This is a genomic window from Bosea sp. 29B (assembly GCF_902506165.1).
Classification (GTDB): Bacteria; Pseudomonadota; Alphaproteobacteria; order Rhizobiales; family Beijerinckiaceae; genus Allobosea.
Map to the genome: position 1 here is coordinate 4370938 of NZ_LR733817.1, position 19280 is coordinate 4390217.

Consider the following 19280-nt stretch of genomic DNA (forward strand, 5'->3'; position numbering starts at 1 on the left):
CCAGCTTCAAGCGGCCGGCAGGCAGGCTGGGCCGAGCGGCTCGAAGCTCTTATAGGTCAGGATGAACTCCTGGTGGCCGAGTTCCTCCGACTTCGTCCGCCCGCCTTGCGCCAGCGAGACGACGAGGTCGCGGATTTCGGTGCCGACCTCGTCGAGGCTGGCTCGGCCTTCGAGGATACGGCCGGCATCGACGTCCATGTCGTCGCTCATCCGGCGATAGGTCTCCGGATTGGCGCAGATCTTGACCACCGGCGAGATCGCCGAACCGACGACCGAGCCGCGCCCGGTGACGAACAGCACGCAATGCGCGCCGCAGGCGATCAATTCGGCGATCTCGGCATTGTCGTTGATGTTGGGGAAGCCGAAGCGGACTTCGCCATCCGGCACCACGTCGAGCAGATAGAGCCCGCCATGCGGCGGCACATCACCGGGCTTGATCAGGCCGGAAATCGGCGATGCTCCCGACTTGGCATAGGCGCCCATCGATTTCTCCTCGATGGTCGAGAGCCCACCCTCGGCATTGCCGGCGGCGAAGGAGCCATAGCCGAGCGTCGCGTAGTAGCGCGCCGCCTTGGCGACCGATTTCTCCAGCTCGACGCCGAGCCCGGGCGTGATCGCACGCGCCGCCATGATGTGCTCGCAGCCGATCAGCTCGCCGGTCTCCTCGAAGATGCAGGAGGCGCCCTCGGCGATGAGCTGGTCGAAGGCGCGGCCCGCCGCCGGATTGCCGGTGATGCCGGAGGTGCCGTCCGAGCCGCCGCAGACGGTGCCGATCACCAGCTCGCTGACCTGCATCGGCACGGTCTCGGTAGCGTCGAGCGCGATGCGCTGCTCCTCGACCCAGGCGCGGCCCTCCTTGATCGAGGCGCGGGTGCCGCCGGTGCCCTGAATGACGATGGTCTTCACCGGCCGGCCGGTGGCGCGCACCACCCGCTCCAGCGCGTATTTGTTGAAGCTCTCGCAGCCGAGCGAGACCAGCAGCACCGCCCCGACATTAGGGTGGGTGCAGAGCTGCTCCATCATCCGCTCGGCATAAGGGTTCGGGTAGCAGCCGGGGAAGCCGATGGCGTGGACCTCGTGCTCGCGCCAGGGCAGGGCGATCTCGCGCGCGACATGGTGCGCGCATTCGACCAGATAGGCGACGGCGACGACATTGCGGATGCCCTTGCGGCCGTCGCTGCGCAGATAGCCCCTGAGCTCGCTCATTGTGCCGCTCCCGCCTTGCGCTCGTCCTCGAGATGATAGGTCGGCGTGTAGTCGCTCTTCATGTTCTGGACATGGACATGGTGACCGGCGGCGATGGCGACCGTCGCCACGCCGATCGGCGCGCCGTATTTCAGGATCTTCTCGCCGGGCGCGATGGCGCGCCGGGCGATCTTGTGGGCGAGCGCGATGTCGCGGTCGATCACCGCCGGACCCGTGCCGGTCTCGATGGGCTCGCCCGCCGGCAGGCGGGTGCGCGCGACGAAGACGTTGTCGCGCGGGTCGAGCAGGATCAGGCGGGGATCGTGCTGGGACATCAGAACTTGCCGAATTGCAGATAGGCCTGCTGGGGATCGGTGCCGGCGAGGATCGCGGTGCGGACCTTGTTCTCCGCCGAGATCGCGGTCTCGGACTTCTCCAGGACTTCCTCGATGATTTCGGCCGGGATGCGCACCACGCCGTCACGGTCGGCGAGGATGTAGTCGCCCGGCCGGATCCAGACCTCGCCGATCTTGATCGGCTCGTCGACCGCCTTGGGCAGCCAGACGCCGACGATGTCGCGCGGCGTATAGGCCTTGAAATAGGCCTGGAAGCCCATCTCGACCATGAATTCGGTGTCGCGCGACAGTCCGTCGATGACGCAGCCGCGCACGCCCTTGTTCTTCAGCGTTTCGGCCGAGAGCTCGCCCATCAGCGCGACCTCTTCGGTGTTGGGCTGGCAGACCCAGACATGGCCGGGCTTGGCGGCGGAGAGCAGGCCGGTCCAGCCGAGCAGGGTCTCGTGCGCATCGAACTCGCCGGTCTTGCCCTCGACGGTGAAGGCGGGGCCGGCGAGCTTCACGCCTGGCAGCAGGGGGCGCAGCGCCGGCGGCAGGGTGAAGTCCTTCAGCCCCATGGCGCGCATCGTGTCGTGAATGATGCCGGTGTAGCAGCGTTCGAGGCGCTCGGTCAGCGTATCCGTCATGTTTCCTCCGGTGCGGCCGCTCCGGCGGCCTTGCGGGCACCTTGCGCAGAGGGTGGCTCAGGGGGCAAGTGCGGATTCTGCAGCGCAGGCGTGCGTATTAAACGATTTAAATTGCGATTCTCGTCATACTCGGGCTTGATCTGAGCATCTCGGAAACCAGCTAACTGGTCCTGAGATTCTCGGGTCTGCGCTTCGCTGCGCCCGAGAATGACGTGCCGACAGCATCAGCCCACCCGCTCCCAGCCCTGGGGCATCAGCCGCTCCTGCGGCAGGAAGCGGGCCTTGTAGGCCATCTTCGGCGAGCCTTCGACCCAATAGCCGAGATAGACGTAAGGCAGGCCGAGCTTACGGGCGCGCTCGACATGCTCGAGCACCATGAAGGTGCCGAGCGAGCGCGCTTCGAGGGCGGGGTCATAGACCGAATAGACCATGGAGAGCCCGTCGCTCAGCCGGTCGGTCAAAGCGAAGGCGAAGAGGTCGCCCTGGCCTCGTCCGGTGAAGCCGCTGTCGGGGCTGCGCCGGCGGTATTCGATCAGGCTGGTCTCGACATGGGTGTCCTCGACCATCATGGCGAAGTCGAGCGCCGACATCGTCGCCATGCCGCCATCGGGATGGCGGTCGTCGAGATAGCCGCGGAACAGCGAATAATGCTCCGAGCGCGGCTGCGGCGGCAGCGTCTCGCCGATCAGGTCGCTGTTATGCGAGAGGATTTTGCGGAAGGTGCGCGAAGGCCGAAAGTCGGCGACGACGATCCTGACCGAGATGCAAGCCCGGCAGGTCTCGCAGGCCGGCCGATAGGCGATGCTCTGCGAGCGCCGGAAGCCGCCTTGCGAGAGCACGTCGTTGAGGTCGCGCGCTCGCGCGCCGACGAGGTGCGTGAACACCTTGCGCTCCTCGCGGCCCGGCAGATAGGGGCAGGGCGTCGGCGAGGTCAGGTAGAATTGCGGGGCATCCCGCAAGGGACGTGTCACGTCAGGCAGGCTCCGGAACCGCCGAATTCGACCTGAGTTTAGCAGTCGGTGCGGCGGCAACAAGCGGGAAGCCGGGGGTAGCCGCTTGGCATGGGATAACCCCTGAATCAGTGCTAGCTTGCCCTTGCTGGGATACCCCTGAGACCCCAGAGGCGGGGCTGACAGATGCAGACCGAAACGGTCGCGTTGACCCGCGAGAAGGAAACCCTGCTGATCACGCTCTGGGCCAAGGCCGGCGAGAGCCTGTTGCCCGATTCCCTGCTCAAGGACCGCTTCGCCGCCGAGGCTGCAACGCGCATCGACTATGATTTCGCCAAGCTCAAGGTCGACCGCGACCTGATGGTCGGCCTCGCCATGCGCGCGAGCACCATCGATGGCTGGGCACGCGATTTTCTCGGAAGGCACCACGATGCGCTGGTGCTGCATCTCGGCTGCGGGCTCGACAGCCGCGTCTTCCGGATCGACCCGCCGGCCAGCATCGATTGGTACGACATCGACTATCCGGACGTCATCGCGCTCAGGCAAAAGCTCTACCCGGCGCGCGACGGCTATCATCTGACCGGCTCGTCGGTGACGGAGCCCGGCTGGATCGCCGGGCTGCCGCGGGATCGCCCGACGATGATCGTGGCCGAGGGGCTTTTGCTCTATCTGCCGGAGGAAGAGGTGCCATTGCTGCTGGAGCGGCTGGTGCGGCATTGCCGCAGCGGCGAGATCGTCTTCGACGCCTATAGTCCGTTCGGCCTCAAGCTGATCGCAATGCAGCCCTCGATCAAGGCGACCGGCGCGGTGCTGCGCTGGTCGCTCGACGATCCCGCCGAGCTGGAGCGGCAGGTGCCGGGCCTCGAACTGGTCACCGAACTGACGGCCTATGACCCTGATGGTTACGATCCGGCCCAGATCGCCCGCATGTCCTGGCCGGCGCGCTTTACGATGCAGTTCTTCTCGCTGATCCCGCCGCTGGCACGCATCGGCCTTCTGCTGCGCTATCGCTTTTAGCTGGTCGCCTTTGCCGTCATGGTCGGGCTTGTCCCGACCATCCGCGTCTTCCTTCCCGCAAGGCGGTGTTCAAGACGTCGGTGCTCGCCACAAGGGCGAGCATGACGGGATGCGTCAGGCGCGCACCACCACGAGCCCGGTCAGGATGTCGTGGCCGAGGCGCCGGTCCTCGCGCACCAGCCCGCAGGCGATGTCGAGGAACCACAAGCCGATCGTGCCCGCCGCGACATAGAAGAACAGCGCATGCACGGCAGCCGCCAGCGCATCAGGCCGGCCGCCCGACGCTGTCTCGACCCGAAGGCCGGCCATGCGCATGCCGAGCGTCGCCTGCTTGCGCCCGCCGATGGTGATGGCGGCATAGCCCAGCGCGACCGCGATCGTCGCTCCACCCATCAGGAGCCAGGTCAGGCCGAAGGTGATGATGCCGAGGATGCCGAGCAGGAACCAGACGATGCTGCCTAGGATGAACAGGACGACGACGTCGCCGATCCAGGCGAACATGCGCGAGCCGAGCACGCCGCGCGTATCCTGCAGCGGCCGGTCCTCCAGCGCGACGATGGGCGGCTGGCGATAGGACGGGTTCGACATATCCTGCTTTTCCAATCTCCGGCGGGGCGGATGTGCCCGCCGGCTGATAATGTTTGATCAGCGAGCCGGTTCCGCAAGGCCGCTGGCGAGGAGCAGCGCCGTTTTTGGCGCGAACGCCTCAGGCTTCGGCGATAACAAACCTTGCTAAAGCCTGTGGCCGATCCCACACTGGAACGATCGGAGATCGGCCATGAACATCAACGTGTCGCTGCCGGAGGAACTGCTCCGCTTCATCAAGGCGAAGGTGGAGACCGGCCGCTATACCTCCTCCAGCGAGGTCGTGCGGGAGGCGTTGCGCCTGCTCGAGAAACATGACGAACAGGAAGCCGAGAAGCTGCGCTGGCTCCAGCAAGCCTGGAAAGAGGGCGTCTCCAGCGGCGCTGGCGGCGAACTCGATCTGGCTGCCATCAAGGCCGAAGGCCGCGAGCGGCTGGGTGTGAAAGCCTGAAGCGGCATGGGCTTCGTCCATTACACCGATCGGGCGAAGCAAGACCTCCTCGACATCTGGCTTTGGATCGCGCGTGACAGCGCGACGCTCGCCGATGCGGTTATCGAGCGCATTGAGCAGCGCGCAAGCAAATTATCGCAGCACCGCGAGATCGGCATGGCTCGGCCAGAGATCGGCGAGGGCGCGCGCGGCCTCGTCATCGAGCGTTGGCTCGTGCTCTATCGGCTGGTCGATGGCGGCGTTCAGATCGTCCGCATCGTCGATGGTGCGCGCGATCTCGTGCGCCTCGGCTGGCCGGCAGATTGAGCCGACGAGTCAGCCACTCGGCCCCGCAAGGCCACGCGGATAGATCCGCCTCGGCGCGAAGCCTTCCTGGCGCAGCGCCTCTTCGATCGCGGCGGTGTGCGCCTCGTCGCGGGTCTCGATGGTGACGTCGAGCATCACGCCCTTGGCCGGCACGTCGAGGAAGAGCCGGCCATGGCTGACTTCGAGGATGTTGGCGCCGAGCGTGCCGAACAGGCTCGCGACCTTGCCGAGCAGGCCCGGCCGGTCGCTGGCGGTGAGGCGGAAGGCTGCAATGCGCTGCTCGCGCTCAAGCTCGCGCACCATGATCGCCGCGAGCAGGCGCGCATCGATATTGCCGCCGGAGAGCACGAGCCCGACCTTGCGGCCGCGGTAGCGCTCCGGCTCCTTCAGCATCGCCGCAAGGCCGGCGGCGCCGGCGCCCTCGGCCAGCGTGTGCTGCAGCGTCGCGCAGGCATTGACGGCGCGCTCGATCAGATCCTCTCCGACCAGGACGATGTCGGAGACCAGCGCCTTCACCACCGGCAGGGTCTGCATGCCGACGGTCTTGACCGCGATGCCTTCGGCCAGCGTCGCCCCGCCGATTGGCAGGTCGGCGCCATCCACGGCGTTGTGGAAGGAGGGATAGAGCGCCGCCTCGACGCCGATCATCTCGATCGACGGCTTCAGCGCCTTGGCGGCGATGGCGTTGCCGGCCATCAGCCCGCCGCCGCCGAGCGGGATCAGCAGCGTGTCGAGCTCGGGCAGCTCGCGCAGCATTTCCAGCGCGACGGTACCTTGGCCGGCCATCACAGCCGCGTCGTCATAGGGGTGGACGAAGACGAGGCTCTTCTCGGCAGCGATCTCGCGTGCCTTCTGCGTGGATTCGTAGAGCGTCTCGCCGAACAGCACGACCTCGGCGCCATGGGCGCGGGTGTTCTCCACCTTCACCAGCGGGGTCGTCTCCGGCATGACGATGGTCGCCGGGATGCCGAAGCGCCTGGCGTGATAGGCGACCGCCTGGGCATGGTTGCCTGCCGACATGGCAATGACGCCGCGGCGCCTCTCGTCCTCGTTGAGGCTCAGCAGCTTGTTGACCGCACCGCGCTCCTTGAAGGAGGCGGTCGCCTGCATGTTCTCGTGCTTGACGAAGACCTCTGCGCCGGTCAGCGCCGAGAGGCGCGGCGCCGGCATCAGCGGCGTCTTCAGCACATGGCCTGCGATGGTCTGCGCAGCCGCCTCGATATCGGCGAAGCTGATCGCGAAGCCGCTGCCCATCCGTTACCCCGTTCTCGGACTCAGACCTGGCGCGGCGTCAGCGCGCCGTCGCCGAAGAAGCCGCCGGGGCGCAGGATCAGCGTCACGGCGAGCAAGCTATAGACCGCGATGTCGCGCTGTTCGAGCGGCATTGTCGCCGACCACAGCACCTCGAAGGCGGCGATGGCCAGGCCGCCCAGGCAGGCGCCCGGCACCGAGCCGATGCCGCCCAGAACGGCGGCGACGAGTGCCTTCAGGCCGAGCGTGAAGCCCCCGGAAAAGCCCATGCCACCATAGATCACGGTGACGATGACGCCGGCCGCGCCGCAGATCGCGCAGGCGATGATCAGCGCCCGGTCGTGCACTGCGCGCGGATCGACCCCGAACAGCGAGGCGGTCCTGGCATCGTCGGAGACTGCGCGCCAGGCCCGGCCATAGGACGAGCGGGCGAGATAGAGGATGAGGCAGGTCGCGGCCGAGAAGCCGAGCCCCGCCATGGCGAGCGAGACCGGCGTCGCGGTGACGATGAACTGCTCCGCCCGCACCAGCGGCAGCGGCTCGTTGAACACCGGCGGCAGCCAGCGCAGTTCGGCGCCTTGCGCGAGGCGCAGGTATTCGGACAGCGCGATGGCGAGCCCGATCGTTGCGATCAGCACCTGCTGGCCATTGCTCTTGTCGAGATGGCGCAGCACGAAGCGGCCCATGGCGAAGCCGTGCAGCGCGCTGACGGCGATCGCGACGGCAAAGGCGATGAACAGGCCCGAGACCGGCGTCGAGACCGAAAGCGACAGGGTCAGCGCCACGCCGACCACAGCGGCGAGTGCGCCGAGCGCCGAGAATTCGCCGAAGGTCAGGAGGATACGGCCGTTGAGCCCGTAGATCAGCGCATAGGCGCTGGCGAGCAGCGCGTAGATCGCGGCCGAGGGCAGGGCGGCCAGGCCCTGCTGCAAGCCATAGGCGAGGCCGGGCGGCACGGTCAGGAGGTCGGCCCCAGGCGACATGCCGGGATCGACCGGCGGCTCCGCCTTGTATTCGAGATAGAAGCGCCGCAGCAGCAGGAAGCTGGCATCGGTCATCGGCACGCCGTCGGAGGCGAGGCCCGCCAGCGCGCCGCGCTGCAGCGTGGTGCCTTCGCCGGCGAAGATGCAGTCGATGGTGCGCCGCCGCGGGGGCTCGTCCGGCGCCTGCGCCCGGTAGACGATCCGCAGGATGCCGGTGCGCGGGCCGCTGCCGGTTCCCTCGATGGTGATGGCGGTGTCGGTCGGGTTCAGCGCCGGGATCGCGAGCCGGCAAGCACGAATCTGATCGGTGTCGAAGCGCCCGCAGGAGGCGAGCGCGAGGCAGAGCAGAATCGACGTGAGCAGGGCGCGCATCGCGGCGCACGCTAGCGCGAGAGCCGGGATGTTGGAACTCGCTGCGCGCGTGCCGGACGAACAATCGCAGGGCTTGATAAATCGACAGGACGGTGCACATCCGATCCGCGCTGGAGCATCAGCCAGCACGGGCACGCAGCGGGACATCCGGCATGCAGCAGGACGAGATCTGGGACGCCGACGCGGCCGTGAGTTACGACACCCCGGGAACCGGGATGTTCTCGCCGGACGTGCTGGAGCCGGCAGTCGCGCGACTGGCGCAACTGGCGGAGGGCGGCAGGGTACTCGAATTCGCGATCGGGACCGGCCGCGTCGCCGTGCCGCTCAGCCAGCGGAATGTGCCGGTGGCGGGCATCGAGTTCTCGCCCGCGATGATCGCCGAGCTGCGGGCCAAGGTCGATGAAGCGACGATTCCCGTCGTCCTCGGCGACATGGCGACGGCGACTGTTCCCGGCAGCTATTCGCTCGTCTACCTCGTCTACAACACGATCTCGAACCTGCTCACGCAAGCGCAGCAGGTGGAATGCTTCCGCAATGCGGCGCGCCATCTCTCACCTGGCGGGCGTTTCGTGATCGAGCTCTGGGTGCCCGAGCTGCGCAAGCTGCCGCCCGGGCAGCAGGCCGTCGTCTGGCAGTCGGAGGCGGGCTATATCGGCCTCGATACCTATGACGTGCTGAACCAGCAGATTGTTTCGCACCATTTCAGGTTCAGCGAGGGCAAGCAGGTCGAGGTCTTCCGCTCGCCGCACCGCTATATCTGGCCAGCGGAACTCGACCTGATGGCCCAGCTGGCCAGCTTCGAACTCGAAAGCCGGCATGCCGACTGGAGCGGGGCGCCCTTCACGGCGGAGTCGCGTTCGCACGTCTCCGTCTATCGCCTGCCCAGCTAGATCAGCCGCGTTCCTTCAGCATCCTGGCGACCTTCGGCGCGAAATAGGTCAGCACGCCGTCGGCGCCGGCACGCTTGAAGGAGAGCAGGCTCTCCAGCATCGCCTTGTCGCCATCGAGCCAGCCATTGTTAGCCGCCGCCATGATCATCGCGTACTCGCCGGAGACCTGGTAGGCGAAGGTCGGTACCGAGAAGGTGTCCTTCACCCGCGCGATGATGTCGAGATAGGGCAGGCCGGGCTTGACCATCACCATGTCGGCGCCCTCTTCGAGATCGAGCGCGACCTCGGCGATGGCTTCGTCGGTGTTGGCCGGATCCATCTGGTAGGTGCGCTTGTCGCCGATCAGCGTGGCGTTGGTGCCGATCGCATCGCGGAACGGGCCGTAGTAGGCCGATGCGTATTTGGCCGAATAGGCCATGATCTGCACGTCCTCGTGGCCGCTGGCGTCGAGCGCGGCCCGGATCGCGCCGACGCGCCCGTCCATCATGTCGGAAGGCGCGATCACATCGGCGCCGGCGTCGGCGAGAGCCAGCGCCTGCCGGACGAGGATGCCGACGCTGGCATCGTTCAGGATCCGCTCGCCTTCCATCACGCCGTCATGGCCGTGCGAGGTATAGGGGTCGAGCGCCGCGTCACAGATGATGCCGATCTCCGGCACCGCCGCCTTGATCGCGCGGACCGCCCGGCACATCAGATTGCGGCTGTTGAGCGCTTCCGAGCCGGTCGCGTCGCGTAAGGTCCGGTCGACATAAGGGAAGGGCGCGATCGCGGGGACGTCGAGCTTCGCCGCGGCTTCCGCCTGGCGCACGGCTTCGTCGATGTTGAGACGATCGACACCCGGCATCCAGGCGACAGGCGAGATCGGCTCGGCGGCATCGATCAGGAAGATCGGCCAGATCAGGTCGTCGGTGGTCAGGCGGTTCTCGCGCACCAGCCGGCGCGACCACTCGGCCTTGCGGTTGCGGCGCATGCGGCGAGTGAGGCCGAGCGAATCCGCCGTGGTGGTTGCGGCCTGCAGCGTGGAGAGGGGCTGTACCCGGGAAGTCATCGACGCCTCCGCCGTGAATGCGATATTGGCTTGCCGGCGATCCTCTACCACATCGGCTCGCTCCCAAAACAGGCGCGATGGTCGCAGTCGCGAGAGCGGGCCAGAGCGGCGCAAGCCTGCCGGGCGCGGGCAATCCCGCGATCATGGAAAGAGATGCGATGCGGCCGGAACTCCTTGCTGTCGTTATGCTGGTGGGAGCGCTCGCCACCACTGCCGCGCGGGCCGAGGTGACGCGCCGCGATGCGATCGAAGCGCAGACCGCGACGGCACTCGCCTCCGCCGACTATGCCGAGCGGCATTGCCCGTCATTGCGACTCGGCCAGGACAAGCTCGACAGGAATCTGCGCGAGATCAAGGGCACGCTCGCCGGCCTGCGCGCCACCGAGAGCTATGCCGAGCAGGTCGCGGCATTGCGCTCGATCGAGCAGAGCCATGGCCGGGCGATGGTCTGCGTCGCTCTGCCAAAAGCTCATGGCGGCTATGGCCGCGGCATCGTCACCGTGCGCTAAAGTCCGGACGGGACCGGGCCGGCGCTCGCGTTGACAAGCCGGGGCCCGCCTTCCAGAACCGCCTGACGGATTGGGTCGAGGCGGACATGGCGCAGGAACAGGACATCATCTGTGAAATCCGCGGCAGCGCCGGCTTCGTCCTGCTCAACCGGCCGAAAGCGCTGAACGCGCTCAACCTTCCCATGGTGCGCGAGCTGGCCAAGGCGCTCGATGCCTGGGAGCACGATCCCACTGTCACGCGCATCGTTGTCACCGGCGCCGGCGAGAAGGCCTTCTGCGCCGGCGGCGACATCCGCAGCCTGCACGATCTCGGCAAGGCCGGCCAATACGACGAGATGCTCGCCTTCTGGCGCGAGGAATACATCCTCAACGCCCGCATCCAGGGCTATCCCAAGCCCTACATCGCCCTGGCCGACGGCATCGTCATGGGCGGCGGCGTCGGTCTTTCCTTGCATGGCAGCCACCGTGTCGCCGGCGAGCGATGGCTCTTCGCCATGCCGGAGGTCGGCATCGGCTTCTTCCCCGATGTCGGCGCGACCTATGCCTTGCCGCGCCTGCCGGACCATGCCGGCATTTATCTCGCATTGACTGGTGATCGTGTCGGCCAGGCCGATGCGCTGGCGCTCGGGCTGGCGACGCATGCGGTTCCCTCGGCCCGCATGGCCGAACTCGCCGAGGCGTTGACCGGCTCCGAGCCTGTCGACGCCACGATCGCCCGTTTTGCTGTCGACCCTGGGCCGGGCAAGCTCGCGCCGGAGCGGGCGACGATTGCGCATTGCTTTGGTGCCGCGACGCTGCCGGAGGTGCTCGGCCGGCTCGATGCGAAGGCGGCGGCCGGCGATGCCTTCGCCGCCAAGACGCTCGCCACGATTCGGGCGAAGTCGCCGACCAGCGTCGCCATCGCCTTCGAGCAGATGCGCCGCGGTGCCTCGCTCGGCTTCACGGAAGCGATGCAGCTCGAATTCCGCATCGTCTCGCGCATCCCGCACGGCCACGATTTCTACGAGGGCGTGCGCGCGGTGGTGATCGACAAGGACCAGGCACCGTCCTGGCGGCCGCGGACGCTGGAAGAGCTCGATCCGGCGGCGGTGGCGGCCTATTTCGCTCCGCTCGGTGCGGCCGAACTGGCGCTGGGCAGCTGAGATGACGGTGCGCGACGGCGAGGTTCTGCGCGGCCCGGGCCAGGCGGGCGAGGTGAAGCGCCGGGTTCGCTGGCGCTTGCTGCTGGTCTGGCTGCTGCGTCTGCTGTCGGTGGTCTGGATCGGCAAGGGACTGATGCACTGGGCGACGATCCTCGGCCTCGGGCTGGTGTTCGAGCCCGGCCCTGCCTTCGAGACGCGCCCGCTGACCTTCCAGGCGATCACGGTCTATTTCGCTGTCTTCGATCTCGTCGCCGGCGTCGGGCTCTGGCTGACCGCGACCTGGGGCGGCGTGCTCTGGCTGCTCGCCGCCGTCAGCCAGTTGCTGCTCGGCTTCTTCTTCCCGCGCTGGCTGACATTGTCGCCGGCGCTGATCGGCACTTATGTCGCGTTGATGCTGGCCTATTTCCTCGCCACCTGGGCGGCGGAAAACCAGGAATCCTGAAGCCTGCGCCCGCCTCGAATACGCTGGGCCATAGTAAGAATCGCTTTAGCTTAAGGGATTTGCGGTTCATTTTGGATTCACCCAAATGGGTAAATCCCTGATTCATCCTGATATTTAAACTCGTTTTCATCCGCCCCGCCTATGGTGTCTCTCAGAAGCGGACCGGGAGACAATCCTGGCCGGTAATCAACAGGCGGGATATTACCATGAAGAGCAATGTAAAGACTGTGGAGCCGGCCGCGTCGGACGAGGTTCAGCTCAAGGTGAAGCCGCTTTACCTTGAGTCCCTCACCTTGGTCGAGCGGCTGCATCGCCGGCTGCTCGACGTGATCAAGGACGAGTTCGAGCGTCGCAACCGCGACGACGTCAACAGCGTGCAGGCGCTGCTGCTCTACAATATCGGCGATGCCGAGCTCTCGGCCAGCGAGCTGCGCACCCGCGGCTACTATCTCGGCTCGAACGTCTCCTACAACGTCAAGAAGCTGGTCGAGCTCGGCTTCCTGCACCATGCCCGTTCGCGGATCGACCGCCGCTCGGTGCGCATCAGCCTGACCGACAAGGGTCGCGAGGTGCACCACATCGTCAAGGGCGTCTACGACAAGCATGTCCGCACGGTCGAGCAGATCGGCGGCATCGCGGCCGACGACTTCGAGCGGATGAACAACGCCCTGCTGCGCCTCGAGCGCTTCTGGACCGACCAGATCCGCTACAAACTCTGAGCGCTGGGCTACGGGCCCGGTCTCGACGGTATCCCCCCGCAGCGCGCTTCGGCCTCCCGGCCGGGGCGCGTGCGCCTGTTTCTTTCCGGCAACAGTGATTTCCCTTCGGCCACAGCGATCAAACCCGCGTGAGCGTGGCGCATCCCCGCCCTAAAAATGCCGCGCTCATCATGAGCTGTTAACTGTGGTAAGGGATCGTCCCCAGCGACCGACCGTGGCAGATGCCCGGCCGAAGGGGCGGGTCGCGTCCCGCTCCGATGATACGAGAAGTCCAAGGGGTACGATCGATGCCGAATATCCGCCTGACCCGCCGCGAGACGGTTCTGGCCCTGCTCTCGTCTGCTGCCGCCGGCGTGAGCCTGCCGGCTTTTGCCCAGCAGGCCGAGTGGCGCCAGAGCTATGACGCCGGCTCGCGCAACGCCGTCCAGCGCTCCTCGACGCCAATGCTCTCGCCGGCCGCTTTGGCCGCGACCGAGCAGGCGGTCGAGGCCTATCGGGCGCTCGCCGCGCGCGGCGGCTGGCCGACCCTGCAGGTCAGCGAGCGGCTTTCCGTCGGTTCGCGTGGTCCGAGCGTGGTCGCCCTGCGCCAGCGGCTGATCATCACCGGCGATCTCGACGCCTCCGCTGGCGACAGCAACATCTATGATTCCTATGTCGAGGGCGGCATGCGCCGCTTCCAGTCGCGCATGGGCCTGTCGACCACCGGCAGCATCAACCGCGCGACGCTGGCGGCGCTCAACGTGCCGGTCGACCGGCGCATCCGCCAGCTCGAGACCAATATCGTGCGCCTGCGCACCTGGTCGGGCAGTCTCGGCAACCGCTATGTCGTGGCGAACATCCCGGCGGCCGCGGTCGAGACGGTCGAGAACGGCCATGTCGCGACCCGCCACGCCGCCGGCGTCGGCAAGATCGACCGCCAGTCGCCGCTGCTGCAGACCAAGATCCCCGAGGTCAATTTCAACCCGACCTGGACGGTTCCGGCTTCGATCATCCGCAAGGATCTGATCCCGAAGATGCAGAAGGAGCCGACCTACCTCACCGAGAACAAGATCCGCATCATTGGGCCGAGCGGCGAGATTCCGCCCGACCGCGTCAACTGGCGCTCGGACGAGGCGACCCGCTACACCTTCCGCCAGGATCCGGGCGGCGAGTTCAACTCTCTTGGTTTCGTGCGCATCAACATCCCGAGCCCGCACGGCGTCTACATGCACGACACGCCGTCGAAGGGCATCTTCGGCGACGATTATCGCTTCGTCTCCTCCGGCTGCATCCGCGTCCAGAACGTGCGCGACTACATCGCCTTCCTGCTCAAGGAGACGCCCGGCTGGGATCGCGCGAAGATTGACGAGACCATCGCCTCGGGCGAGCGCGTCAACGCTCGTATCGCCAATCCGGTGCCATGCTACTGGGTCTACATCACCGCCTGGGCCACCCCGGATGGCGGCGTGCAGTTCCGCGACGACATCTACAACAAGGACGGTCTCGGCCCGGCGGCGGTTGCTGCCCTGCAGGGCGACCAGGACATCTGAGCCCGGCTGCGGCCAAGGCCCTCGTCGTTGCGAGCTCCCGGCGAAAGCCGGGAGCTTTTTTGCTTGTGTGGCAGGCTATTGCAGCCCGCCTTCGGCCTGTCGCTTGACCTTCGTGACCGTGTCGAGGATCGCCACCGCCCGCCGCAGCGCGGCATAGGTCGGGTCGGGCTTGGCTCCCGGCTTGAGCAGATCGGTGGCGGCGAGGTGAATGCGTTCGAAATGGGGAGCGAGCTCCCCGGAGGACGCACTGGCCTGCTTCGCGATCTGCGCGAGCGCTTTGGCTGTTTGCGGGGAAGGCCATTTCTGGAAGTCGGAGGCGAGCTGCCTGATCGAGGCGACGGAATGATCGGCAGTCGGCATCTGAAGGCTCCGGCCGCGCCCCGAAGCTGAGGGCGCGTCCTGTCAATGCGCCAGCAGCGAATGCGTTCCTGCTCCGTCGTGATCACCTGAGAGTGACCGGTGGCGCCGGTGTCAGCCCGCCTTCGCCGCTTCGGCGAGATTAGCGGCGACACAGCTCGCGAAAGCCCTCGTTCCGAGTGGACCACCGAGATCGCGCGTGCGCAGCTCCGGCGCCTTGATCGTCAGGTCGATCGCCCGCTCGATCGCTTGCGCTGCCTGGAGCAGGGCGGGGGCCTGCCGCCGCTCGCCGAGCCAGGCGAGCAGCATCGCGGCCGAGCCGATCAGCGAGGCCGGGTTGGCGAGGTCGCGACCCGCGATATCAGGCGCCGAGCCGTGCTGCGCCTGCGCCACCGCGTGACCCTCGCCGGCATTGAGCGAAGCGGCGAGGCCGAGGCTGCCGGAAATCTCCGAAGCCTGGTCGGAGAGGATGTCGCCGAACATGTTGGTGGTGACGATCACGTCGAAGACGCTGGCGTCGCGCACCAGCAGCGCTGCCATCGCATCGATGATCTTCTCCTCGTACTCGACATCGGGATAACGCTCGGCCACCGAGCGCACGCATTCCAGGAAGAGCCCGTCGGAGATGCGCAGCACATTGGCCTTGTGCACGGCCGTGACCTTGCGCCGGCGCTGGCGGGCGAGCGCAAAGGCGCTCTCGGCGATGCGCAGGGACGCCTGCCGCGTCACCTTGCGGAACGACATGGCAAGGTCCGGCGTCGGCATGATCTCGCCGGGGCCAAGATGCATCGAGCGGTCGGAGTAGAAGCCTTCGGTGTTCTCGCGCACCATGACGAGGTCGAGCGGCTTGCCGCAGCGCGGTGCGAAACCGTCGCGCGAGCGGGCCGGGCGGATATTGGCGTAGAGGTCGAGCCGCTTGCGCAACTGGCCGGATGGGTTGAGCCCACCCTTCTCGGCCGGCGGATACTCGTTGTGCGAGACCGGGCCGAGGATGACGCCGTCCGCCCGCTTTGCCGCTTCCAGCACGGTCTCGGGGAAGGTCGTGCCCTGGTTCTTCAGCGCAGCGAAACCGATCTCCGCCCGCTCATAGGCGAGCCCGAAGCCGAAGAGCTTGCTCGCGGCGTCGAGCACCTTGCAGGTCGCCGCCGCGATCTCGGGGCCGATGCCGTCGCCTTCGAGAACGAGCAGGCGCAGGGCAGGGGATGTCGCGTCGGTCATGTCGGCGTCGGTCCGGATGTCATGGAAGGGAAAGGGAGCGAGGAGGCGTCACTCGATCTTGATGTCGGCCTCGGCGACGACCTTCGACCACTTTTCGCGCTCGGCCTTGACGAAGGCGGCGAACTCGGCCGGCGTATTGCCGATCGGCTGGGCACCTTCGAGCTCGAGGTTCCGGCGCACCTCTGGCAGGTTGATGATGGTCGCGACCTCGCTGCGCAGTCTGTCGATGATCGCCTGCGCCGTGCCCTTGCGCACGAAGACGCCGTACCAGCCGCTCGCCTCGTAGCCGGACACGCCGGCTTCCGCGAGCGTCGGCACCTGCGGCAAGGCGGGCGCTCGCTCGGCCGTGGTGACGGCGAGCGCCTTGAGGCCGCCGCCATTCACATGGCCGATCGCCGAGGGCAGCGTCGCGAACATCATCGGGATATGCCCGCCCAGCAGGTCGTTCAGCGCCGGGCCGGCGCCCCGATAGGGGGCGTGCTTCAGCTTGACGCCTGCCATCAGCTCGAACAGGGCAGTGGCGATGTGGTTGGCCGAGCCGTGGCCGGCCGTTCCGTAGGTCAGCCCTTCCGGCTGCGCCTTGGCGAGCGCGATCAGCTCGGCGGCCGAATTGGCCTTGACCGAAGGATGCACCAGCACGAGCAGCGGCGCCTTGGCGATCAGCGTCACCGGCTCCAGCACCTCGGCCGGATCATGCTTCAGGTTCTTGAACAGGCTCGGATTGACCGCCATCGGGCCGATATTGCTGATCAGCACCGTATAGCCGTCGGCAGGAGCCTGCGCCGCGGCCGTGGTGCCGAGATTGCCGCCGGCGCCGGCGCGGTTCTCGACGACGACGCCGACCCCGAGCCGATCCTGCAGCTTCTGCGCCACCGCCCGCGCGATCACGTCGGTGCCGCCACCGGCGGCATAGGGTACGACCATGGTGATCGGCTTGCTCGGCCAGTCCTGCGCTTTTGCGGCGATGGCCGGCAGCACGGCCAATGCGGCTGCGAGCAGGAGCGTTGGAAACCGGTGCGGCATGAAGCCTCCCACGTTGTTTTGATTTTTCAGTATACCGAAGTATGCTGAATTTGGTCGCACGGGCAAGCGTTGATTTCGGCGCAGCGCCGGGCGATCACGGCATCCGGCCTGGAGGAATGGGAGAGGGCGCAGTTTGACGGTGTTCGCCGATGTCCAGCCGGTGCGCTCGCTTGCGGGCCAGGCCTATGCCCGTCTGCGCGAGGCGATCGATACCGGCGAGCTCAAGCCGGGCATGCGCCTGCGCGAGGAGGATCTCGCCGCTCGCCTGGAAATGAGCCGCACGCCCTTGCGCGAGGCCGTGCGCCGGCTCGAGGCCGAGGGCTTCTTCACCCGCGATTCGCGCACGCTCGTCGTCATGACGCTCGACCATCAGGCGGTATCCGAGCTTTATGCGATGCGCGAGGTGCTGGAGGGAACCGTCGCTGCCTTCGCCGCGCGTCACGCCTCCGAGGGCGATGTCGCGTTGCTGCGTGATCTGCACGCGATCGAGGCTGGGCTGCTCACCCACCCGCAGGAGCTGGCGCGTCACAATGAGCGCTTCCATTCGGCGCTCTATGGCGCCGCACATAACCGCTATCTGCTGAAGGCCCTGAACGCGTTGCGCGATGCGCGTGCGCTGCTCGGCTCCTCGACATTGCTTGATGCAGATCGGGCGGGGCAGGCGCATGCCGAGCATGACGCCATCGTCTCGGCGATCGAAGCTCGCGATCCGAACAGGGCGGAGGCTGCCGCCCGCGATCACATCAGAGCGGCCGGCCGCGAACGGCTACGGCGGCTGGTGCAGGCGAGCTGACTCGCCTGCAGTAGGCTCGGATCAGGCCAGGTTATCGGCGATCAGGAAGCCGAGCAGCGATATGCACGCCATCACGATCGAGATTTCCAGAAGACTGAAGCCCATTGCCGCCTCCACAGCTGTGAAGGTAACGCAGTCGGCTCGCCATGGTTCCGCCGCAGCTGCGACGATTGTGTGATCGCCGGGGCGCTTCTCAGCGGGTCTGCTTCTGCCGGGCGATCGCGGGGACGAGCTCGTCCTCCTTGACCAGATGCCGGCCGGCGAGATGGAGCACGACATAGCCGATCACCGCCGACAGCGCCGAGCCGGCGAGCACGCCGATCTTGGTGGCGTCGTTGAGCGCGGCGCTGTTCGCGAAGGCCAGCGCCCCGATGAACAGGCTCATCGTGAAGCCGATGCCGCAAAGCAGCGAGACGCCGTAGAGCTGCGCCCATGTCGCCTTGGCCGGCATGGTGCCGAGACCGAGCCGCACCGCGAGCCAGGCGAAGCCGAAGACGCCGATCTGCTTGCCGAGGAAAAGCCCGAGCACGATGCCGAGCGGCACCGGCGTCAGCAGGAGCGAGGGCGACATGCCGGCGATCGAGACGCCGGCATTGGCGAAGCCGAAGACCGGCACGATGAAATAGGATGACCAGGGATGCAGCCGGTGCTCCAGCGTGTGCAGCGGCGAATGCTCGGGCTCGTCGCTCTCCTTGCCATGGCCGCCGAGCGGAATGGTCAGCGCCAGCGCGACGCCGGCGAGCGTAGCGTGGATGCCGGATTTCAGGACGAAGAACCAGAGCAGGGCGCCGATGGCGAGGTAGAGCGGCAGCAGGCGGACGCCGCGCAGGTTGAGCGCGATCAGGATTGCGAGGCAGGCGGCGGCGCCAGCCAGCATCGGCAGCGAGAGATCGCCGGAATAGAACAGGGCGATGATCAGGATCGCGCCGAGATCGTCGAGAATGGCGAGCGCGGTCAGGAAGATCTTGAGCGAGACCGGCACGCGCGAGCCGAGGATGGCGAGCACGCCGAGCGCAAATGCGATGTCGGTGGCGGCGGGGATCGCCCAGCCACGCAAGGCTTCCGGGTCGCTGCGGGCGAGCGTGGCATAGATCAAGGCCGGCGCGATCATGCCGCCCAGCGCTGCCAGCGCCGGCAAAGCGCGCCGGCTCCAGGTCGCGAGCTGGCCTTCGATGAACTCGCGCTTGATCTCCAGCCCGACGAGCAGGAAGAACAGCGCCATCAGCGCATCGTTGATCCAGTGCAGGACGGAGAGGCCGGCGACCTTCGCCTCCAGCAGCTTGAAATAGACCGGGCCGAGCGCCGAATTGGCGATGATCAGCGCAAGCGCCGCGGAAAAGACCAGCAGGACACCGGCAGCGGCTCCGCTTTCGAGGAAGGCGTGCAGGGGCGAGCGGCGCTTGGGCGGCCAGTCGGGATGGTGAGCTTCGATCTCGTCCGTCTGCTGCGCCACGCCGTCCTCCTTCCGCGGGTTTCCGTTTCACCCGGCTGCTGCGACACCCCGATGTCGTTTCGATTGCAGCCGAGG

General features: G+C 67.1%; 22 protein-coding genes. 10 read left to right on the top strand and 12 right to left on the bottom strand.

Going from position 1 to position 19280, the window contains the following annotated elements:
* Positions 1 to 6: 6 nt before the first annotated feature.
* From GV161_RS21225 to GV161_RS21240, 4 genes are all read right to left on the bottom strand, one after another.
* Positions 7 to 1206, bottom strand: coding sequence for a UxaA family hydrolase (locus GV161_RS21225; protein WP_152014169.1), 1200 nt, complete (start codon positions 1204 to 1206; stop codon positions 7 to 9).
* A complete protein-coding gene (locus GV161_RS21230) occupies positions 1203 to 1520 on the bottom strand; it encodes a UxaA family hydrolase (RefSeq protein WP_152014170.1) in 318 nt (105 codons plus the stop codon). Before GV161_RS21230 ends, GV161_RS21225 begins: the two co-directional genes overlap by 4 nt.
* Positions 1520 to 2167: an RraA family protein gene (locus GV161_RS21235; protein WP_092158727.1), complete on the bottom strand. Its 648-nt coding sequence runs from the start codon at positions 2165 to 2167 to the stop codon at positions 1520 to 1522. Before GV161_RS21235 ends, GV161_RS21230 begins: the two co-directional genes overlap by 1 nt.
* Positions 2168 to 2391: 224 nt before the next feature.
* Complete coding sequence (locus GV161_RS21240) at positions 2392 to 3138, bottom strand: arginyltransferase (RefSeq protein WP_152014171.1); 747 nt, start codon at positions 3136 to 3138, stop codon at positions 2392 to 2394.
* A gap of 165 nt (positions 3139 to 3303) precedes the next feature.
* Here GV161_RS21240 and GV161_RS21245 point away from each other — a divergent pair, with 165 nt between their 5' ends.
* Positions 3304 to 4134 (top strand): class I SAM-dependent methyltransferase, encoded by an 831-nt coding sequence (locus GV161_RS21245; protein ID WP_152014172.1) that lies wholly within the window; start codon positions 3304 to 3306, stop codon positions 4132 to 4134.
* Between the two features lie 114 nt (positions 4135 to 4248).
* On the opposite strand, the gene GV161_RS21250 is transcribed toward GV161_RS21245, so the two are convergent.
* Positions 4249 to 4722, bottom strand: coding sequence for an RDD family protein (locus tag GV161_RS21250; protein ID WP_152014173.1), 474 nt, complete (start codon positions 4720 to 4722; stop codon positions 4249 to 4251).
* 190 nt (positions 4723 to 4912) lie between these two features.
* Between GV161_RS21250 and GV161_RS21255 the strand changes: the two genes are divergently transcribed.
* Positions 4913 to 5170, top strand: a complete 258-nt coding sequence (locus GV161_RS21255) for a type II toxin-antitoxin system ParD family antitoxin (protein ID WP_152014174.1) — start codon at positions 4913 to 4915, stop codon at positions 5168 to 5170.
* A 6-nt stretch (positions 5171 to 5176) separates the two neighbouring features.
* The gene (locus tag GV161_RS21260) at positions 5177 to 5476 is read left to right on the top strand and encodes a type II toxin-antitoxin system RelE/ParE family toxin (RefSeq protein ID WP_152014175.1); all 300 of its coding nucleotides are present in this window, start codon (positions 5177 to 5179) and stop codon (positions 5474 to 5476) included.
* Positions 5477 to 5485: 9 nt separating this feature from the next.
* Here the strand turns inward: GV161_RS21260 and GV161_RS21265 are convergent, their stop codons facing one another.
* On the bottom strand, positions 5486 to 6730 hold the full coding sequence (locus GV161_RS21265; protein WP_152014176.1) for a threonine ammonia-lyase: 1245 nt from the start codon (positions 6728 to 6730) through the stop codon (positions 5486 to 5488).
* A gap of 20 nt (positions 6731 to 6750) precedes the next feature.
* A complete protein-coding gene (locus GV161_RS21270; RefSeq protein WP_159650340.1) occupies positions 6751 to 8082 on the bottom strand; it encodes a branched-chain amino acid ABC transporter permease in 1332 nt (443 codons plus the stop codon).
* Positions 8083 to 8234: 152 nt separating this feature from the next.
* Between GV161_RS21270 and GV161_RS21275 the strand changes: the two genes are divergently transcribed.
* Positions 8235 to 8972, top strand: coding sequence for a class I SAM-dependent methyltransferase (locus GV161_RS21275; RefSeq protein WP_152014178.1), 738 nt, complete (start codon positions 8235 to 8237; stop codon positions 8970 to 8972).
* A gap of 1 nt (position 8973) precedes the next feature.
* Here the strand turns inward: GV161_RS21275 and hemB are convergent, their stop codons facing one another.
* Complete coding sequence (hemB, locus tag GV161_RS21280) at positions 8974 to 10020, bottom strand: porphobilinogen synthase (RefSeq protein ID WP_152014179.1); 1047 nt, start codon at positions 10018 to 10020, stop codon at positions 8974 to 8976.
* 158 nt (positions 10021 to 10178) lie between these two features.
* Between hemB and GV161_RS21285 the strand changes: the two genes are divergently transcribed.
* The 5 genes from GV161_RS21285 (at position 10179) to GV161_RS21305 (ending at position 14361) form a co-directional block, all read left to right on the top strand.
* Entirely contained in the window at positions 10179 to 10529 is a 351-nt protein-coding gene (locus tag GV161_RS21285) for a hypothetical protein (RefSeq protein ID WP_152014180.1), read from the top strand.
* 86 nt (positions 10530 to 10615) lie between these two features.
* Positions 10616 to 11671: an enoyl-CoA hydratase/isomerase family protein gene (locus GV161_RS21290; RefSeq protein ID WP_152014181.1), complete on the top strand. Its 1056-nt coding sequence runs from the start codon at positions 10616 to 10618 to the stop codon at positions 11669 to 11671.
* A 1-nt stretch (position 11672) separates the two neighbouring features.
* The gene (locus GV161_RS21295; protein ID WP_152014182.1) at positions 11673 to 12113 is read left to right on the top strand and encodes a DUF6163 family protein; all 441 of its coding nucleotides are present in this window, start codon (positions 11673 to 11675) and stop codon (positions 12111 to 12113) included.
* Positions 12114 to 12319: 206 nt separating this feature from the next.
* The gene (locus GV161_RS21300; RefSeq protein WP_057192211.1) at positions 12320 to 12832 is read left to right on the top strand and encodes a winged helix DNA-binding protein; all 513 of its coding nucleotides are present in this window, start codon (positions 12320 to 12322) and stop codon (positions 12830 to 12832) included.
* Between the two features lie 287 nt (positions 12833 to 13119).
* Complete coding sequence (locus GV161_RS21305) at positions 13120 to 14361, top strand: L,D-transpeptidase family protein (protein WP_152014183.1); 1242 nt, start codon at positions 13120 to 13122, stop codon at positions 14359 to 14361.
* 75 nt (positions 14362 to 14436) lie between these two features.
* On the opposite strand, the gene GV161_RS21310 is transcribed toward GV161_RS21305, so the two are convergent.
* From GV161_RS21310 to GV161_RS21320, 3 genes are all read right to left on the bottom strand, one after another.
* Positions 14437 to 14721: a hypothetical protein gene (locus GV161_RS21310; protein WP_152014184.1), complete on the bottom strand. Its 285-nt coding sequence runs from the start codon at positions 14719 to 14721 to the stop codon at positions 14437 to 14439.
* 111 nt (positions 14722 to 14832) lie between these two features.
* Positions 14833 to 15936, bottom strand: a complete 1104-nt coding sequence (locus GV161_RS21315) for an isocitrate/isopropylmalate dehydrogenase family protein (RefSeq protein ID WP_152014185.1) — start codon at positions 15934 to 15936, stop codon at positions 14833 to 14835.
* A gap of 48 nt (positions 15937 to 15984) precedes the next feature.
* A complete protein-coding gene (locus GV161_RS21320; protein WP_152014186.1) occupies positions 15985 to 16959 on the bottom strand; it encodes a tripartite tricarboxylate transporter substrate binding protein in 975 nt (324 codons plus the stop codon).
* Positions 16960 to 17098: 139 nt separating this feature from the next.
* Here GV161_RS21320 and GV161_RS21325 point away from each other — a divergent pair, with 139 nt between their 5' ends.
* Complete coding sequence (locus GV161_RS21325) at positions 17099 to 17752, top strand: GntR family transcriptional regulator (protein WP_244624101.1); 654 nt, start codon at positions 17099 to 17101, stop codon at positions 17750 to 17752.
* Between the two features lie 193 nt (positions 17753 to 17945).
* On the opposite strand, the gene nhaA is transcribed toward GV161_RS21325, so the two are convergent.
* Positions 17946 to 19139 carry a Na+/H+ antiporter NhaA gene (gene nhaA, locus GV161_RS21330; protein ID WP_244624102.1) on the bottom strand — a complete coding sequence of 398 codons (1194 nt, stop codon included), beginning with the start codon at positions 19137 to 19139 and terminating at the stop codon, positions 17946 to 17948.
* Between the last annotated feature and the right edge of the window lie 141 nt (positions 19140 to 19280).

What these genes read in the sequence shown, in the direction of transcription:
- GV161_RS21285 (WP_152014180.1), top strand. Translation starts at nt 10,179, where the DNA reads ATGCGGCCGGAACTCCTTGCTGTCGTTATGCTGGTGGGAGCGCTCGCC.
- GV161_RS21315 (WP_152014185.1), bottom strand. Translation starts at nt 15,936, where the DNA reads ATGACCGACGCGACATCCCCTGCCCTGCGCCTGCTCGTTCTCGAAGGC.
- GV161_RS21295 (WP_152014182.1), top strand. Translation starts at nt 11,673, where the DNA reads ATGACGGTGCGCGACGGCGAGGTTCTGCGCGGCCCGGGCCAGGCGGGC.
- GV161_RS21245 (WP_152014172.1), top strand. Translation starts at nt 3,304, where the DNA reads ATGCAGACCGAAACGGTCGCGTTGACCCGCGAGAAGGAAACCCTGCTG.
- GV161_RS21230 (WP_152014170.1), bottom strand. Translation starts at nt 1,520, where the DNA reads ATGTCCCAGCACGATCCCCGCCTGATCCTGCTCGACCCGCGCGACAAC.
- GV161_RS21305 (WP_152014183.1), top strand. Translation starts at nt 13,120, where the DNA reads ATGCCGAATATCCGCCTGACCCGCCGCGAGACGGTTCTGGCCCTGCTC.
- GV161_RS21235 (WP_092158727.1), bottom strand. Translation starts at nt 2,167, where the DNA reads ATGACGGATACGCTGACCGAGCGCCTCGAACGCTGCTACACCGGCATC.
- GV161_RS21320 (WP_152014186.1), bottom strand. Translation starts at nt 16,959, where the DNA reads ATGCCGCACCGGTTTCCAACGCTCCTGCTCGCAGCCGCATTGGCCGTG.
- GV161_RS21250 (WP_152014173.1), bottom strand. Translation starts at nt 4,722, where the DNA reads ATGTCGAACCCGTCCTATCGCCAGCCGCCCATCGTCGCGCTGGAGGAC.
- GV161_RS21290 (WP_152014181.1), top strand. Translation starts at nt 10,616, where the DNA reads ATGGCGCAGGAACAGGACATCATCTGTGAAATCCGCGGCAGCGCCGGC.
- GV161_RS21275 (WP_152014178.1), top strand. Translation starts at nt 8,235, where the DNA reads ATGCAGCAGGACGAGATCTGGGACGCCGACGCGGCCGTGAGTTACGAC.
- GV161_RS21260 (WP_152014175.1), top strand. Translation starts at nt 5,177, where the DNA reads ATGGGCTTCGTCCATTACACCGATCGGGCGAAGCAAGACCTCCTCGAC.
- GV161_RS21255 (WP_152014174.1), top strand. Translation starts at nt 4,913, where the DNA reads ATGAACATCAACGTGTCGCTGCCGGAGGAACTGCTCCGCTTCATCAAG.
- GV161_RS21300 (WP_057192211.1), top strand. Translation starts at nt 12,320, where the DNA reads ATGAAGAGCAATGTAAAGACTGTGGAGCCGGCCGCGTCGGACGAGGTT.
- GV161_RS21270 (WP_159650340.1), bottom strand. Translation starts at nt 8,082, where the DNA reads ATGCGCGCCCTGCTCACGTCGATTCTGCTCTGCCTCGCGCTCGCCTCC.
- GV161_RS21225 (WP_152014169.1), bottom strand. Translation starts at nt 1,206, where the DNA reads ATGAGCGAGCTCAGGGGCTATCTGCGCAGCGACGGCCGCAAGGGCATC.
- hemB (WP_152014179.1), bottom strand. Translation starts at nt 10,020, where the DNA reads ATGACTTCCCGGGTACAGCCCCTCTCCACGCTGCAGGCCGCAACCACC.
- GV161_RS21310 (WP_152014184.1), bottom strand. Translation starts at nt 14,721, where the DNA reads ATGCCGACTGCCGATCATTCCGTCGCCTCGATCAGGCAGCTCGCCTCC.
- GV161_RS21265 (WP_152014176.1), bottom strand. Translation starts at nt 6,730, where the DNA reads ATGGGCAGCGGCTTCGCGATCAGCTTCGCCGATATCGAGGCGGCTGCG.